This window comes from Delftia sp., from assembly GCF_059499305.1.
Genome location: NZ_JCABYI010000022.1, coordinates 165,908 through 180,869, shown reverse-complemented (window position 1 = coordinate 180,869; position 14,962 = coordinate 165,908). Strand labels below are relative to the sequence as shown.

Below are 14,962 nucleotides of genomic sequence, written 5' to 3'. Positions count from 1 at the left end.
TGGGGCGGTTTTTTTTAGGCTTGCAAGCCAGCGCTGCGGCACCCTGCCGGCTGGCGCGAGCCGTCAGCCGGAGCCATAGATGTCCCTCGCAGACCGCGTACGTTTCCCAGAATTCCTTTCGCGCACCATGACGGCCGAGCAGGCCGCCGCCCTGATCCCCCACGGCGTCAACGTCGGCATGAGCGGGTTCACGGGCGCGGGCTACCCCAAGGCCCTGCCCCAGGCCATCGCCCAGCACGCCAAGAGCGAACACGCGGCCGGCCGGCCCTACAAGATCAATGTCTGGACCGGCGCCTCCACGGCCGCCGAGATGGACGGCGCCCTGGCCGAAGCCGGCGCACTGGGCCAGCGCCTGCCCTTCAACACCGACCCGACCTGCCGCGCCAGGATCAATGCCGGCGAGATCGATTTCATCGACATGCACCTGTCCCACGTGGCCCAGCATGCGTGGTTCGGCTTCCTGGGCCCCATGAGCGTGGCCGTGGTCGAGGTGCTGGGCGTGACCGAGGACGGACGCCTCATCCCCTCCACCGCCGTGGGCAACAACAAGACCTGGCTGGAGATTGCCGACAAGGTGATCCTGGAGGTCAACACCAAGCCGCCGGCCAAGATGGAAGGCATGCACGACATCTACTACGGCACGGCCATCCCGCCGCGCCGCGTGCCCATTGCCCTGACCCATGCCGATGACCGCATCGGCGAGCCCTACCTGCGCGTGGACCCGGCCAAGGTGGTCGCCGTGGTCGAGACCCACAAGGGCGACCGCGACAACGTCTTCGCCCAGCCCGACGCCAACTCCAACCTGATCGCCGCGTCCATCATCGACTTCCTCGCGCACGAGATGAAGATGGGCCGCCTGCCCAAGGAGATGCTGCCCATCCAGTCGGGCGTGGGCAACGTGGCCAACGCCGTGCTGGCCGGCCTGCTGACGGGGCCGTTCGAGAACCTGCTGGGCTTCACCGAGGTGCTGCAGGACGGCATGCTGGACCTGCTGCGCGCAGGCAAGATGAGCCGCGCCTCGGCCACCTCGATCTCGCTGTCCGGCAGCGCCTACAGGGACTTCGAGGAGAACATCGACTTCTACCGCGACCGCATCATCCTGCGCCCCCAGGAGATCAGCAACCACCCCGAGCTGGTGCGCCGCCTGGGCGTGATCGCCATGAACTCCATGATCGAGGCCGACATCTACGGCAACATCAACTCCACCCACGTCATGGGCACGGGGATGATGAACGGCATCGGCGGCTCGGGCGACTTCGCGCGCAACGGCTACCTGTCCTTCTTCGTCACGCCCTCGGTGGCCAAGGGCGGCAAGATCAGCTGCATCGTGCCCATGTGCTCGCACGTGGACCATACCGAGCACGACACGCAGATCATCGTCACCGAGCAGGGCCTGGCCGACCTGCGCGGCCTGTCGCCGCGCAAGCGCGCCCAGGTCATCATCGACCGCTGCGCCCATCCCGACTTCCGCCCCCAGCTGCAGGACTACTTCGACCGCGCCCAGCGCCAGGGCGCGCTGCACACGCCCCACATCCTGGGCGAAGCGCTGAGCTGGCACCAGCGCTTTGTCGAAACGGGCGACATGCGCGCCTGAACCGCGCCAGCGCGCAGTCTCCTGGGCTACAGGCGGCCATCGGCATGGCTGCCTGGACTGGCGTAGCATGCAAGGACGGCCCCCGGGGCCGTCTTTTTCGTTGCACCCACAGGACTTCTCCCATGCCGATCTGGAAGCGCAGCTTCACCCTTGAAGACATCACCTCGCTGAGCGCCGACACGGCCGTCTCGCACCTGGGCATCGAGTTCACCGAGATCGGTGACGACTTCCTGCGCGGCCGCGTGCACGTGGACCAGCGCACCTGCCAGCCCTACGGCATCCTGCACGGCGGCGTGAACGTGGTGCTGGCCGAAACCCTGGGCTCGGTGGCCGCGGCCTGCTCCATCCCCGAGGGCTGGCGCAGCGTGGGCCTGAACGTCTCGGCCAACCATGTGCGCGCCGCGCGCCAGGGCTGGGTCACGGGCACGGCCCGCCCCGTGCACCTGGGCCAGACCACCCATGTCTGGGCCATCGAACTGCACGACGAAACCGGCCGCCTGACCTGCACCTGCAGCCTGACCATGGCGCTGCTGCCGCCCACGCATGCGCAGAACGTCAAGCTCGCGGCGCAGCCGCCGGTGGCGGCCCAGCCCTGATCAAACCCCCAGCAACTCCGACAGGCGCTCCGGCTGCGCCAGCAGCTCCCGCGAATCGGCCTGCAGCGCCAGCCGGCCCTTGGCCATGACCACGGCGCGGTCGGTGTGGGCCAGGACCTTTTTGTAGTCGCGGTCCACGATCAGGGTGGAGATGCCGGTGCTGCGGATGGCGGCGATCACGCGCCAGATTTCGGCGACGACCAGGGGGGCCAGGCCTTCGGTGGCTTCGTCGAGGATGAGCAGGCGCGGGTGCGTCATCAGCGCGCGGCCTATGGACAGCATCTGCTGCTCGCCGCCAGAGAGCTGGTCGCCGCCGTTGGCCAGGCGCTCCGCGAGCCGGGGGAAGGTGTCGAGCACGCGCTCCAGCGTCCAGTGGCGCTCTCCCTGCAGGCCGGGGCGGGCGCTCATGACCAGGTTCTCGCGCACGCTGAGGTTGGGGAAGATGCCTCGCCCCTCTGGCACATAGCCAATGCCCAGCCGCGCCATGCGCTCGGGCGGCGCGCCCGTGCAGTCGCGGCCATCGGCGCGCAGGCGGCCACGGCGCGCGGGCACATAGCCCATGAGCGTGCGGATCAGCGTGGTCTTGCCCATGCCGTTGCGCCCCAGCAGGCCCACGGCCTGGCCCGCGCCCAGCGCCAGGCTCACGCCCTGCAGGATGTGGCTGTCGCCGTAGTAGGTATGCAGCTCGTCGATGGCGAACATGGGCTCAGTCATCGTCTTCTCCGAGATAGGCAGTACGGACCACGGGATCGACACGGATCTGCGCTGGCGTGCCCGTGGCCACCACGCTGCCGTTGACCATCACGGTGATGCGGTCGGCGATGCGGAACACGGCGTCCATGTCGTGCTCGACCAGCAGTACCGCATGGCCGCGCTTGAGCTCCTGCAGCAGGGCCAGCATGCGCTCGGTCTCCTCGGCGCCCATGCCGGCCAGCGGTTCGTCCAGCAGCAGCACGCGCGGGCCGGTGGCCAGGCACATGGCCACTTCCAGCTGGCGCTTGGCGCCGTGGCTCAGCGTGCCGGCCACGGCCTGGGCCTGCCCGGCCAGGCCCGCACGCTCCAGGGCCGCATGGGCCTGGCGCAGGCTGGCCGCGCAGCGCTGTGCGGACAGGCCCAGCTGCCAGGGCCTGAGCGCCATCTGCGCCTGGGCCGCGAGCCGGCAGTTCTCCAGCGCCGAGAACTCGGGAAAGATGGTGGTGCGCTGGTAGCTGCGGCCCACGCCGGCACGCGCGCGCCGGGGCTGGGGCATGCGCGTGACGTCCTGGCCCGCGAGCGCGATGCGCCCCGCGCTGGCCGCCAGTTCGCCCGAGAGCATGTTGACCAGGGTGGACTTGCCCGCGCCGTTGGTGCCGATCACGGCATGGACCTCGCCCTCGTGCAGGTCCAGGTCCACGCCGCCCACGGCCGTGAGCCCGCCGAAGCGGCGCGTGAGGCCGCGCACCGAAAGCAGTGCCGCATCAGCCATGTCCGGCCTCCTTGTGATGGACCTCGTTGTGCACTCCAGCGCGTTGCCGTGCAAGGCCCGCCAGCCCGATCAGCCCCATCAGTCCTTTCGGCAGCAGGGCCACGAGCACGATGATGGCCAGGCCCAGGCTCAGCTGCCAGTGGTCGGCCATGGGGCCGACGATGGCATGCGTGGACAGCACCTCCTTGAGCGCGATGAAGGCCACCGTGCCCAGCACGGCGCCGCGCAGCGAGCCCAGGCCGCCGAGGATGACCATCAGCAGCACCTCGCCCGAGTGGTGCCAGGACAGCAGCTCGGGGTTGACCACGGCATCGCGCACCGCCAGCAGAAAGCCTGCCACGCCAGCCAGCATGCCGGCCAGCACGAAGGCCGCGAGCTTGTACCCGTAGGTGGTGAAGCCGGCCGCGCGCATGCGCTGTTCGTTGACGCGTATGCCCGCCAGCGCCGCGCCGAAGCGCGACTGGCGCAGCCCGGCCAGGAAGGCATAGACCAGCACCAGGGCGGCCAGCACCACGTAGTACTGCACGCGCGGGATTTCCATGTCGATGGCGCCCAGCGCGGGCCGGGCCATCAGGTAGATGCCATCGCTGCCGCCGCCGATGCCCGTGTCGTGGACCACGAAGTAGGCCATCTGTGCGAAGGCCAGCGTCACCATGATGAAGTAGATGCCGCGCGTGCGCAGGCTCGGCAGGCCCACCAGCAGCGCATAGCCGCCCGAGGCCAGCAGCGCCCAGCCCAGCATGGCCGGCAGGCTGCCGCCCTCGTTGCCTGCGGACAGCACGGCGGCATAGGCGCCCAGGCCCATGAAGGCCGCATGCCCCAGGCTCACCAGGCCCGTGCCGCCCACCAGCAGCTGCAGGCTGAGCGCGAAGATGGCCAGGATCATGGTCTTGACCACCAGGCCCGACAGATAGTCCGACCACCAGGGGCCGGCCAGCGCCAGCAGCGCCACGCAGGCCAGCGGCACGGCGCAGGCCTGCCATCGGCAGGCGCGCTGCGGCATCTCTACGGGCTGCGCGGCGGCCGCCAGCAGGGCCGGAGAAGGATTGGATACGGCCATTGTTCAGCTCCTTTGCCCCATCAGGCCCTGGGGCCGCCACACCAGCACCACCGCCATCAGCAGGTAGACGCTCATGCCGCTGAGCTCCTGGAAGAACAGCTTGCCGAAGGTATCGACAAAGCCCACCAGCAGCGAGGCCAGCAGCGCGCCCGTGATCGAGCCGATGCCGCCGATCACCACCACCACGAAGCAGATGATGAGCACGTTGCCGCCCATGCCCGGATAGACCGAACTCATGGGCGCGGCGATCATGCCCGCCAGTGCCGCCAGCGCCACGCCGATGGCGAAGACGATGCGGTACAGGCGCTTCACGTCGATGCCCAGGCCGCGCACCATGTCGCGGTTGCTGGCGCCCGCGCGCACCATCATTCCCAGGCGCGTGCGGTGGACCACCCAGTACAGCGCCAGCGCCACCAGCAGGCACACGCCCGAGGCGAACAGCCGGTACCACGGATAGCTCATGAGCCCGCCCAGCGAGAAGCTGCCCGACAGCCAGCCGGGCAGCGGCACGCCATGCACGTCGTTGCCCGCCAGCAGCGAGCGCAGCTCCTCGAACACCAGGATCAGCCCGAAGGTCATCAGCACCTGCTGCAGGTGCTCGCGCTCGTAGAGGTAGCTGAAGAAGGCCCACTCCAGCGCATAGCCCAGCACCACGGTCAGCGCCACGCCGGCCAGCAGCATGGTGATGAAGTGCTGGCCCAGCAGCGGGGACAGCACAAAGGCCATGTAGGCGCCGATCATGTAGAAGCTGCCATGGGCCAGGTTGATCACGCCCATGATCCCGAAGATCAGCGTCAGGCCCGAGGCCAGCAGGAACAGCAGCAGCCCGTACTGGACGGCGTTCAGGCACTGCACGAGAAAGGTGGCAAGGTCCATGGCGATGTCCGTATGCGTGCGTATTCGTCCGTATGAGTGCGCCCCGCGCCTCACATGCGGCAGCCGCGGCCGGTATCGCCCAGGGCCTTGATGGCCACGCCCATGCGCTGGTTCTCCTTGCCCACGACCTTGCGCAGGTACATGTCCTGCACGGGGTTGTGCGACTTGCTGATGGTGAAGTCACCGCGCGGGCTGGGGATGGTGGCCTTCTCGATGGCCTGGCGGAACTCGGCCTTCTTCGCGATGTCGCCGCCCGCCGCCTTCAGGCCCACGCCCAGCATCTGGGCGGCGTCGTAGCCCTGAACGGCATACACATCGGGCATCAGCTTGTAGGCCTGGGCATAGGCGGAGCGAAAGCGCCGGTCGCGCTCCGTGCCCAGCTCGTCGGCGTAGTGCAGCGTGGTCAGCACCCCCTGGGCGGCCTCGCCCTGGGCCTCCAGCGTGCCGTCGGTCAGAAAGCCCGAGCCGTACAGCGGGATGGTTTTGTGCAGGCCGGCCGCGTGGTAGTCCTTGACGAACTTGACGGCGCCCGCGCCCGCGAAGAAGGCAAACACCGCATCGGGCCTGGCCGCCGCGATCTCGGTCAGCAGGGCCTGGAACTCCACGTTGGGAAAGGGCACGGTGAGCTGCTTGCTGACCTTGCCGCCCTCCTTCTCGAAGCCCTCCTTGAAGGCATTGGTCATCTCCTCGCCGGCCGCGTATTTCCAGGTGATGGTCATGGCGGTTTTCCTGCCCTCCTGCCTGGCCGCCACCACGCCCATGGGATAGGAGGACTGCCAGTTGGAGAAGGACGAACGGAAGATGTTGGGCGCGCACATGGCGCCCGTGACCGCATCGGCGCCCGCATTGGGCACGATGAGCACGGTGCCGCTTTCCTTGGCCGCGCGCGCCATGGCCATGGCCACGCCCGAATGCACGGTGCCCACCAGCACATCGACCTTGTCGCGCTTGATCAGGCGGTTGACGTTGTCCGTGGCCTTGGCCGGATCGGACTCGTCATCGACCTTGAAGAACTCGATCTCGCGCCCGCCCAGCCTGCCGCCCTGCTCGTTCACGAACATGCGAAAGCCGTTCTCTATGGCCGAGCCCAGCGCCGCGTAGGTGCCGCTGTAGGGCAGCATGAAGCCGACCTTGATCCTGTCCTGCGCATATGCGCCGCAGGACAGGGAGGCCGTCAGGGCGAGGGCGGCCCAGTGTTTGCGATCGATGTTCATGCGTGTCTCCTTGTGGTCGATGGGTCTTGCTTTTGTCAGGGGAATCGGAAGGGGCTGTTCAGCCGACGCTGGCCTCGCGTTCACGCAGGCGGAAACGCTGGATCTTTCCGGTGGCGGTCTTGGGAAGTTCGTCCACGAACTCGATGAAGCGCGGGTACTTGTAGGCGGCCAGGCGCTGCTTCACGAAGGCCTTGAGCTCGGCCTCGGTGGCGCTGCAGCCGTCCTTGAGCACGACGAAGGACTTGGTCTTGAGCAGGCCGTCGGCGTCGGTCTTGCCGATCACGGCGGCCTCCAGCACGGCCGGGTGCTGCATCAGCGTGGCCTCGACCTCGAAGGGCGAGACATAGATGCCGCTGACCTTGAGCATGTCGTCGCTGCGCCCGGCATAGGTGTAGTAGCCATCGGCGTCGCGCACGTACTTGTCGCCGCTCTTGAGCCAGCCGCCCTGGAAGGTCTCGCGCGTCTTGTCGCGGTTGCCCCAGTACATGAGGGCGGCGCTGGGGCCCTGGATGAACAGGTCGCCCACCTCGCCATCGGCCACGGGGCGGCCGTCCTCGCCGCGCAGCTCCACGCGGTAGCCGTCCACGGGCTTGCCCGTGGTGCCGTAGCGGATGTCGCCGGGCCGGTTGGACAGGAAGATGTGCAGCATCTCGGTGGAGCCGATGCCGTCCACGATGTCGGCGCCGAAATGCGCCTTGAAGCGCTGGGCGATCTCGGCCGGCAGCGCCTCGCCGGCCGAGGAGCACATGCGCAGGCTGACCTGCTCGCGCGCGGGCAGCAGCGGCGAGGCCAGCATGCCCGCAAAGCCCGTGGGCGCGCCGAAGAACACCGTGGGCCGGTGCTGCACCCAGCGCGCGAAGGTGGCCTCGGGCGTGGGCCGCTCGGCCATCAGCAGCACGGTGGCGCCCACGCTCAGCGGAAAGCTCAGGGCATTGCCCAGGCCGTAGGCGAAGTAGAGCTTGGCGGCGGAAAAGCAGATGTCGCCCTCGCCCAGACCCAGCACCGGGCCGCCATAGAGTTCGGCCGTCCAGTACGGATTGGCATGCGTGTGGACCGCGCCCTTGGGCTTGCCCGTGGAGCCCGAGGAATACAGCCAGAAGCCCGGGTCATCGCCCAGCGTGGGCGCCGGTGCGGGCAACGGCGGCTGCGCCGCCAGCCAGGGCTGCAGGGGCGCAAAGCCTGCGGCGCGCGCGGCCGCTTCGTCGCCGGCCACCCAGACATGGCGCACCTCGTTGGGCGCCCGGTCCAGCGCCTGGCGCAGCAGGGGCAGCAGCGCATCGCAGGTCAGCACGGCCTGGGCACGGCTGTGGCCCAGCATGTAGGCGTAGTCGTCGGCCGTGAGCAAGGTGTTCACCGCCACCGGCACCACGCCCGCATACAGCGCGCCCAGAAAGGCCACGGCCCATTCATGGCGGTCGTGCATGAGCAGCAGCACGCGTTCCTCGCGGTGGATGCCCGCCGCCAGCAGGCCGCTGGCCATGCGCCGCGCCTGCTGCTGCAGCTGGCCGTAGCTCAGCGTGCCGTGGTCGTCGATGTAGGCGATCTTGCCGGGCCGCCCCTCATTGAGCGCGAACAGGTGCGCGGCGAAATTGAAGGGCTGGGTGAAGTCGATCATCGGGGTCTCCTTCGACATCGGGCATCCGGCCCGACTTGTGATCTTCCGCACAACATGCAATATTGTGCGTGCACCGAAAAGATAGTTAGAACACCACCGAGCGTCAAGCACTATATTGCATGGCTGGTGTTAACCCCGACTGTTTATCATTCACGCCCTCTTCAAGGAAACTCTATGGACCAGTTCGAGACGGCAGCCCAGTCCGCCGGGGCGGCGGATTCCCTCTCAGAAGCCCCCAGGAACCAGGTGCTGCAGGCGCTGGGCGAGCGTGTGCGCAGCCTGCGCTCGCGCCGGGGCATGACGCGGCGCGCCCTGGCGGCGGCGGCCGATGTCTCGGAGCGCCACCTGGCCAACCTCGAATACGGCACGGGCAATGTGTCGGTGCTGGTCCTGCACCATATTGCACAGGCCCTGCAATGCTCCATGGCCGAGCTGCTGGGCGACGTGACCACCACCAGCGCCGAATGGCTGCTGATCCGCGAGCTGCTGGAAGGCCGCAATGAAGAGGACCTGCGCCGCGTGCGCCTGGCCGCAGGCGAGCTGCTGGGCACGGCGCCCAGCGACCGCCAGCGCCACACGCGCATCGCCCTGATCGGACTGCGCGGCGCGGGCAAGTCCACGCTGGGCCGCATGCTGGCCGAGCAGCTGGGCGTGCCCTTCCTCGAACTCAACCAGGAAATCGAGCGCATTGCGGGCTGCAGCGTGCGCGCCATCCACGACCTGTACGGTGCCAACGCCTACCGCCGCTACGAGCGCCGCGCGCTGGAGGAAGCCGTGCAGATCTACAGCGACGTGGTCATCGCCACGCCGGGCGGCATCGTCTCCGACCCGGCCACCTTCAACGAGCTGCTGTCGCACTGCACCACGGTCTGGCTCAAGGCCCAGCCCGAGGAGCACATGGCCCGCGTCGTGGCCCAGGGCGACACCCGCCCCATGGCCGCCAATCCCGAGGCCATGGACGATCTGCGCAGCATCCTCGAAGGCCGCGCCGGCTTCTACGCCAAGGCCGACCACGTGGTGGATACCAGCGGCCAGACGCTGGAGCAGAGCTTCGATCAGTTGAAGGCACTGTTCCTGCCCGCACGCTGAGACGGCGGCAGCAACCCACGGCATCCAGGCCCCAGGCCTGGATTTTTTTCGCCTGTGCTGGCTGGTGGTTACCCTGGATACGGCCAAAACACGCACTATCGTGCGTGTTGTTGCGTGCATTTTCCGGATGAATCTGCATAATTGTGCCTGCACCGTATCTGCGACTGCACTATTTTTCATCCAAGAGGCCGTCCATGCACCCGTCCAACCCCACTGTCGATTACCGCACCGAGCCCGCCCAGTACCGCCACTGGTCGTTCACCGTCGAGGGCGCCATCGCCCGCATGCAGCTGAACATCGCCGAGGACGGCGGCATACGGCCCGGCTACAAGCTCAAGCTCAACAGCTACGACCTGGGCGTGGACATCGAGCTGCACGACGCGCTCAACCGCATCCGCTTCGAGCATCCGCAGGTGCGCACCGTCATCGTCACCAGCGGGCGCGACCGCATCTTCTGCTCGGGCGCCAACATCTTCATGCTGGGCGTGTCCAGCCATGCCTGGAAGGTGAACTTCTGCAAGTTCACGAACGAGACGCGCAACGGCATCGAGGACAGCTCGCGCCACTCGGGCCTGAAGTTCCTGGCCGCCGTCAACGGCGCCTGCGCGGGCGGCGGCTACGAGCTGGCCCTGGCCTGCGACGACATCGTGCTGATCGACGACCGCTCCTCCTCCGTCTCCCTGCCCGAGGTGCCGCTGCTGGGCGTGCTGCCCGGCACGGGCGGCCTCACGCGCGTGACCGACAAGCGCCATGTGCGCCATGACCTGGCCGACATCTTCTGCACCAGCGTCGAAGGCGTGCGCGGCCAGCGCGCCGTGGACTGGCGCCTGGTGGATGCCGTGGCCAAGCCCGCGCAGTTCGAGGCCGTGGTGGCCCAGCGCGCGCAGCGCCTGGCCGAGGGCAGCACGCGCCCCGCCAATGCGCAGGGCATCACGCTCACGCGCCTGGAGCGCGAGGCCACGGACGACGCGCTGCACTACCGCCATGTCAGCGTGCAGATCGACCGCGCGCGCCGCAGCGCCACGCTGACCGTGAAGGCGCCCACGCTTGGGCAAGGCCCGCAGCCGGCCACCATCGAAGCCATCGAGCAGGCTGGCGACGCCTGGTGGCCGCTGGCCATGGGCCGCGAGCTGGACGACGCCATCCTGCACCTGCGCACCAACGAGCTGGACGTGGGCACCTGGCTGCTCAAGACCGAAGGCGATGCCGCCGCCGTGCTGGCCGCAGACGCAGCCCTGCTGGCCCACCAGGACCACTGGCTGGCGCGCGAGACGCTGGGCCTGCTGCGCCGCAGCTTTGCGCGGCTCGATGTGTCCTCGCGCACGCTGTTCGCGCTGATCGAGCCCGGCTCCTGCTTCGTGGGCATGCTGGCCGAGCTGGCCTTCGCGGCCGACCGCGCCTACATGCTGGTGCTGCCCGACGACACCGAGCGCGCCCCGCGCATCCAGCTGGACGAATTCAATTTCGGCCTGCTGCCCCTGGTCAACGACCAGTCGCGCCTGCAGCGCCGCTTCTACGAGGAAGCCGCGCCGCTGGAGGCCGCGCGCGCCGCCACGGGCCGCGCGCTGGACGGCGACCAGGCCCTGGCCCTGGGCCTGGTCACGGCCGCGCCCGACGACATCGACTGGGACGACGAAATCCGCATCGCCATGGAAGAGCGCGCCGCCATGTCGCCCGATGCGCTCACGGGCCTGGAAGCCAACCTGCGCTTTGCCAGCCGCGAGAACATGGTCACGCGCATCTTCGGGCGCCTGTCGGCCTGGCAGAACTGGATCTTCAACCGCCCCAATGCCGTGGGCGACAAGGGCGCTCTCAAGCTCTACGGCACGGGCCAGAAGGCCGGCTTCGACTTCAACCGCGTCTGACCGCAGGCACGCCCCGAAACATCCACGGAGACCCCACCATGAGCGCCATCAACTACAGCGAGAAGATCCCCAACAACGTCAACCTCGGCGAAGACCGCACCCTGCAGCGCGCGCTGGAGAGCTGGCAGCCCAACTTCCTGAACTGGTGGGGCGACGTGGGCCCCGAAGGCTCCACCGACTACGACGTCTACCTGCGCACCGCCATCAGCGTGGACCCGCAGGGCTGGGCTCAGTTCGGCCACGTGAAGATGCGCGACTACCGCTGGGGCATCTTCCTGAACCCGGCCGAGGCCGACCGCAGCATCCACTTCGGCGACCACCTGGGCGAGAAGGCCTGGCAGGACGTGCCCGGCGAGCACCGCGCCAACCTGCGCCGCATCATCGTCACCCAGGGCGACACCGAGCCCGCCTCGGTGGAGCAGCAGCGCCACCTGGGCCTGACCGCGCCGTCCATGTACGACCTGCGCAACCTGTTCCAGGTCAACGTGGAGGAAGGCCGCCACCTGTGGGCCATGGTCTACCTGCTGCACAAGCATTTCGGCCGCGACGGCCGCGAGGAGGCCGAGGCCCTGCTGGAGCGCCAGTCCGGCGACGAGAACAACCCGCGCATCCTGGGCGCCTTCAACGAGAAGACGCCCGACTGGCTGTCCTTCTTCATGTTCACCTACTTCACCGACCGCGACGGCAAGTTCCAGCTGGCCGCGCTGGCCGAAAGCGCCTTCGACCCGCTGGCGCGCACCACCAAATTCATGCTGACCGAGGAGGCCCACCACATGTTCGTGGGCGAGTCCGGCGTCTCGCGCGTGCTGCAGCGCACCTGCCAGGTCATGAACGAGCTGCGCACCGACGACGTGGGCCGCCTGCGCGCGGCCGGCGTGATCGACCTGCCCACGCTGCAGCGCTACCTGAACTTCCACTACAGCGTGACCATCGATCTGTTCGGCGCCGACCAGTCCAGCAATGCCGCCACCTTCTACAGCAGCGGCCTCAAGGGCCGCTACGAGGAAGGCAAGCGCGCGGACGACCACCGGCTGCACGACCAGCACTACAAGGTGCTGGAGGTCGTGGACGGCAGGCTGCAGGAAAAGGAAGTGCCCATGCTCAACGCGCTCAACGAGGTGCTGCGCGACGACTACATCAAGGACTCCAACGCGGGCGTGGGCCGCTGGAACAAGGTCATGGAAAAGGCCGGCATCGACTTCCGCCTCACCGTGCCGCACAAGGCCTTCAACCGCCAGATCGGCGCGCTGGCCGGCGTGCGCATGAGCCCCGACGGCCGCGTGGTCAGCGAGCAGGAATGGCGCATGCGCGAGGGCGAATGGCTGCCCACGGACGCCGACCGCGCCTTCGTCGCCTCGCTCATGGGCCGCTGCGTGGAGCCGGGCCGGTTCGCGGGCTGGATCGCGCCGCCGGTCATGGGCATCAACCGCCAGCCCGTGGATTTCGAATACGTGCGCTTCAACTGAAGCGCCGCGCCAGCAGGGAGTCGCCCATGACAGTCGCCTTGGTAGAACACGGCATCCTCACCCAGCACCTGATCGACCCGGAGATCTGCATCCGCTGCAACACCTGCGAGGCCACCTGCCCCGTGGGCGCCATCACGCACGATGACCGCAACTACGTGGTCCTGGCCGAGCAGTGCAACGGCTGCATGGACTGCGTCTCGCCCTGCCCCACGGGCGCCATCGACAACTGGCGCAAGGTGCCGCTGGCAAGCGCCTATCCCGTGGCCGAGCAGCTGCTCTGGGACGAGCTGCCCGAGGAGCTGCCGCCTGAGGCGCTGGTTCAGGCACGGGCCCAGGCACAGGACACAGGGGGCGCGCCTGCCGCCGAGGACCTGAGCCAGGCCCAGGCCGTGATCGCGGCGGCCGCCACGCGCGGTGCGGATGCGGCCCGGCTCGATGACCAGGCCGATACCCAGGTGTTGCGCAGCGCCAGCTACGGCGCCACCGTGCCGCCCTGGTCGGCCGCCCATCCGTACACCAACCTGCATGGCCCCAGGAGCCCCGTCACGGCCACCGTGGTCGGCAACCTCAACTGCACGGAGGCGGGCTTCGACAGCGAGACCCACCACATCGTGCTGGACTTCGGCAGCCAGCCGTTCCCCGTGCTCGAAGGCCAGTCCATCGCCGTCATCGCGCCCGGCACCGATGCCCAGGGCCGCCCGCATGTGGCGCGCCAGTACTCGGTGGCCAGTGCGCGCAATGGCGAGCGGCCCGGCTACAACAACCTGGCGCTGACCGTGAAACGCGTCACCCAGGACCACCAGGGCCGCCCCGTGCGCGGCGTGGCCAGCAACTACCTGTGCGACGCACGCATAGGCGACAGGGTCCAGGTCATAGGCCCGTTCGGCCAGTCGTTCCTGATGCCCAACCATCCCCGCTCGCACATCGTGATGATCTGCACGGGCACGGGCAGCGCCCCCATGCGCGCCATGACCGAATGGCGCAGGCGGCTGCGCAAGAGCGGCAGGTTCGAGGGCGGCAAGCTCATGCTGTTCTTCGGCGCACGCACGCCGCAGGAGCTGCCCTACTTCGGCCCGCTGCAAAGCCTGCCGCGCGACTTCATCGACAACAACCTGGCCTTCTCGCGCGTGGCCGGCCAGCCCCGGCGCTACGTGCAGGACCTGCTGCGCGAACGTGCGGCCGACCTGGCGGCCCTGCTGCGCGACGACAACGCGCACTTCTACGTCTGCGGGCTCAAGAGCATGGAGGAAGGCGTGGTGCTGGCACTGCGCGACGTGGCGCAGCAAGCCGGGCTGGACTGGGAACAGGTCGGCGCGCGCCTCAAGCGCGAAGGCCGGCTGCATCTGGAGACTTATTGAATCGCTACAGGCCCATACGCATCGCTGGCCAGGGCCTGGGCCAGTATCCAGGCAGGGTCCACCAGCCCGGCGCCGCGCGCCAGCGGCGACTGCGGCAGGGCCAGCGGGATCTCGGTGCAGCCCATGATCACGGGCACATCGCCATGGCGCTGCAGCAGCGGCGCCAGCACCTCGCCGAAGCAGCGCGCAGCCAGGTCCATGTCGCCCTGCTTGACGCCGTCGTAGATGCCCTGCATCAGCCGCGCGCGGCCCTGCGCATCGGGCTGCAGCGCGGTGATGCCGCACTCGGCCAGTGCCGCGTCGTACAGGCCGCTGTCATAGGTGCCCTGCGTGGCCAGCACGATGGCCTGTTGCGCGCCGCCGGCCTGCAGGTGCAGGGCGGCTTGGCGCGCGATGTGCAGCACATGCAGCTGCGGAAACAGCGCCTGCAGCTGCCCATGCCAGGCATGGGCCGTGTTGCAGGCCAGGGCCACGCTGCGCACGCCCAGCGCCGCCATGCGGCCCACGCCCTGCAGCAGGTGCTGGGCCGGCCCCGTGGGCGACTGCGGGTCCGCGCGCAGCGCCGCGCTGCGATCGGGCATGGGCAGCTGCACCAGCCAGTGCTCGGGATAGGCCTGGTCATGCACGGGCAGGCCCTGCTGCTGCAGGTGCGCCGTGCAGGCCTGCACGAACAGGCGCACGAAATCCGCGCCTGCGGCCGGACCCATGCCCCCGAGAATACCCACCGCGCGCGGGGGCTGAAGCTGCTGCTGCATGCTGCGATC

The 14,962-nt window shown here is 68.8% G+C and carries 13 protein-coding genes; 6 read left to right on the top strand and 7 right to left on the bottom strand.

What is annotated here, in order from left to right; genetic code table 11:
• The first annotated feature begins 79 nt into the window (after nucleotides 1–79).
• Nucleotides 80–1,594 (top strand): succinyl-CoA:acetate CoA-transferase ScpC, encoded by a 1,515-nt coding sequence (gene scpC, locus AC5I49_RS13410; RefSeq protein ID WP_043789488.1) that lies wholly within the window; start codon nucleotides 80–82, stop codon nucleotides 1,592–1,594.
• A gap of 122 nt (nucleotides 1,595–1,716) precedes the next feature.
• Nucleotides 1,717–2,190, top strand: a complete 474-nt coding sequence (locus AC5I49_RS13405) for a hotdog fold thioesterase (protein WP_012202024.1) — start codon at nucleotides 1,717–1,719, stop codon at nucleotides 2,188–2,190.
• On the opposite strand, the gene AC5I49_RS13400 is transcribed toward AC5I49_RS13405, so the two are convergent.
• From AC5I49_RS13400 to AC5I49_RS13375, 6 genes are read right to left on the bottom strand one after another with little or no spacing between them, the layout of a single operon-like run.
• Nucleotides 2,191–2,904 carry an ABC transporter ATP-binding protein gene (locus AC5I49_RS13400; protein ID WP_016447319.1) on the bottom strand — a complete coding sequence of 238 codons (714 nt, stop codon included), beginning with the start codon at nucleotides 2,902–2,904 and terminating at the stop codon, nucleotides 2,191–2,193.
• Nucleotides 2,897–3,655: an ABC transporter ATP-binding protein gene (locus tag AC5I49_RS13395; RefSeq protein WP_071953933.1), complete on the bottom strand. Its 759-nt coding sequence runs from the start codon at nucleotides 3,653–3,655 to the stop codon at nucleotides 2,897–2,899. The genes AC5I49_RS13400 and AC5I49_RS13395 overlap by 8 nt, the downstream gene beginning before the upstream one ends.
• A complete protein-coding gene (locus AC5I49_RS13390; RefSeq protein ID WP_495789496.1) occupies nucleotides 3,648–4,715 on the bottom strand; it encodes a branched-chain amino acid ABC transporter permease in 1,068 nt (355 codons plus the stop codon). Before AC5I49_RS13390 ends, AC5I49_RS13395 begins: the two co-directional genes overlap by 8 nt.
• Before the next feature lie 3 nt (nucleotides 4,716–4,718).
• Nucleotides 4,719–5,591, bottom strand: a complete 873-nt coding sequence (locus AC5I49_RS13385) for a branched-chain amino acid ABC transporter permease (RefSeq protein WP_495789495.1) — start codon at nucleotides 5,589–5,591, stop codon at nucleotides 4,719–4,721.
• Between the two features lie 50 nt (nucleotides 5,592–5,641).
• Nucleotides 5,642–6,805, bottom strand: coding sequence for an ABC transporter substrate-binding protein (locus AC5I49_RS13380; RefSeq protein WP_016447315.1), 1,164 nt, complete (start codon nucleotides 6,803–6,805; stop codon nucleotides 5,642–5,644).
• Between the two features lie 58 nt (nucleotides 6,806–6,863).
• Nucleotides 6,864–8,420: a benzoate-CoA ligase family protein gene (locus AC5I49_RS13375; protein ID WP_343740379.1), complete on the bottom strand. Its 1,557-nt coding sequence runs from the start codon at nucleotides 8,418–8,420 to the stop codon at nucleotides 6,864–6,866.
• A 174-nt stretch (nucleotides 8,421–8,594) separates the two neighbouring features.
• Here AC5I49_RS13375 and AC5I49_RS13370 point away from each other — a divergent pair, with 174 nt between their 5' ends.
• The 4 genes from AC5I49_RS13370 (at nucleotide 8,595) to boxA (ending at nucleotide 14,198) form a co-directional block, all read left to right on the top strand.
• The gene (locus AC5I49_RS13370) at nucleotides 8,595–9,509 is read left to right on the top strand and encodes a helix-turn-helix transcriptional regulator (RefSeq protein ID WP_012202015.1); all 915 of its coding nucleotides are present in this window, start codon (nucleotides 8,595–8,597) and stop codon (nucleotides 9,507–9,509) included.
• A 194-nt stretch (nucleotides 9,510–9,703) separates the two neighbouring features.
• Nucleotides 9,704–11,374 (top strand): 2,3-epoxybenzoyl-CoA dihydrolase, encoded by a 1,671-nt coding sequence (boxC, locus tag AC5I49_RS13365; RefSeq protein WP_495789494.1) that lies wholly within the window; start codon nucleotides 9,704–9,706, stop codon nucleotides 11,372–11,374.
• Between the two features lie 38 nt (nucleotides 11,375–11,412).
• Nucleotides 11,413–12,840: a benzoyl-CoA 2,3-epoxidase subunit BoxB gene (gene boxB / locus AC5I49_RS13360; RefSeq protein WP_495789493.1), complete on the top strand. Its 1,428-nt coding sequence runs from the start codon at nucleotides 11,413–11,415 to the stop codon at nucleotides 12,838–12,840.
• A gap of 26 nt (nucleotides 12,841–12,866) precedes the next feature.
• Nucleotides 12,867–14,198 (top strand): benzoyl-CoA 2,3-epoxidase subunit BoxA, encoded by a 1,332-nt coding sequence (gene boxA / locus AC5I49_RS13355; protein ID WP_495789492.1) that lies wholly within the window; start codon nucleotides 12,867–12,869, stop codon nucleotides 14,196–14,198.
• Here boxA and AC5I49_RS13350 read toward each other — a convergent pair.
• Complete coding sequence (locus tag AC5I49_RS13350; protein ID WP_126311546.1) at nucleotides 14,192–14,953, bottom strand: aspartate/glutamate racemase family protein; 762 nt, start codon at nucleotides 14,951–14,953, stop codon at nucleotides 14,192–14,194. The genes boxA and AC5I49_RS13350 overlap by 7 nt on opposite strands.
• Nucleotides 14,954–14,962 lie beyond the last annotated feature (9 nt).

What these genes read in the sequence shown, in the direction of transcription:
- AC5I49_RS13370 (WP_012202015.1), top strand. Translation starts at nt 8,595, where the DNA reads ATGGACCAGTTCGAGACGGCAGCCCAGTCCGCCGGGGCGGCGGATTCC.
- boxA (WP_495789492.1), top strand. Translation starts at nt 12,867, where the DNA reads ATGACAGTCGCCTTGGTAGAACACGGCATCCTCACCCAGCACCTGATC.
- AC5I49_RS13375 (WP_343740379.1), bottom strand. Translation starts at nt 8,420, where the DNA reads ATGATCGACTTCACCCAGCCCTTCAATTTCGCCGCGCACCTGTTCGCG.
- AC5I49_RS13350 (WP_126311546.1), bottom strand. Translation starts at nt 14,953, where the DNA reads ATGCAGCAGCAGCTTCAGCCCCCGCGCGCGGTGGGTATTCTCGGGGGC.
- boxB (WP_495789493.1), top strand. Translation starts at nt 11,413, where the DNA reads ATGAGCGCCATCAACTACAGCGAGAAGATCCCCAACAACGTCAACCTC.
- AC5I49_RS13400 (WP_016447319.1), bottom strand. Translation starts at nt 2,904, where the DNA reads ATGACTGAGCCCATGTTCGCCATCGACGAGCTGCATACCTACTACGGC.
- scpC (WP_043789488.1), top strand. Translation starts at nt 80, where the DNA reads ATGTCCCTCGCAGACCGCGTACGTTTCCCAGAATTCCTTTCGCGCACC.
- AC5I49_RS13380 (WP_016447315.1), bottom strand. Translation starts at nt 6,805, where the DNA reads ATGAACATCGATCGCAAACACTGGGCCGCCCTCGCCCTGACGGCCTCC.
- boxC (WP_495789494.1), top strand. Translation starts at nt 9,704, where the DNA reads ATGCACCCGTCCAACCCCACTGTCGATTACCGCACCGAGCCCGCCCAG.
- AC5I49_RS13405 (WP_012202024.1), top strand. Translation starts at nt 1,717, where the DNA reads ATGCCGATCTGGAAGCGCAGCTTCACCCTTGAAGACATCACCTCGCTG.
- AC5I49_RS13395 (WP_071953933.1), bottom strand. Translation starts at nt 3,655, where the DNA reads ATGGCTGATGCGGCACTGCTTTCGGTGCGCGGCCTCACGCGCCGCTTC.
- AC5I49_RS13390 (WP_495789496.1), bottom strand. Translation starts at nt 4,715, where the DNA reads ATGGCCGTATCCAATCCTTCTCCGGCCCTGCTGGCGGCCGCCGCGCAG.
- AC5I49_RS13385 (WP_495789495.1), bottom strand. Translation starts at nt 5,591, where the DNA reads ATGGACCTTGCCACCTTTCTCGTGCAGTGCCTGAACGCCGTCCAGTAC.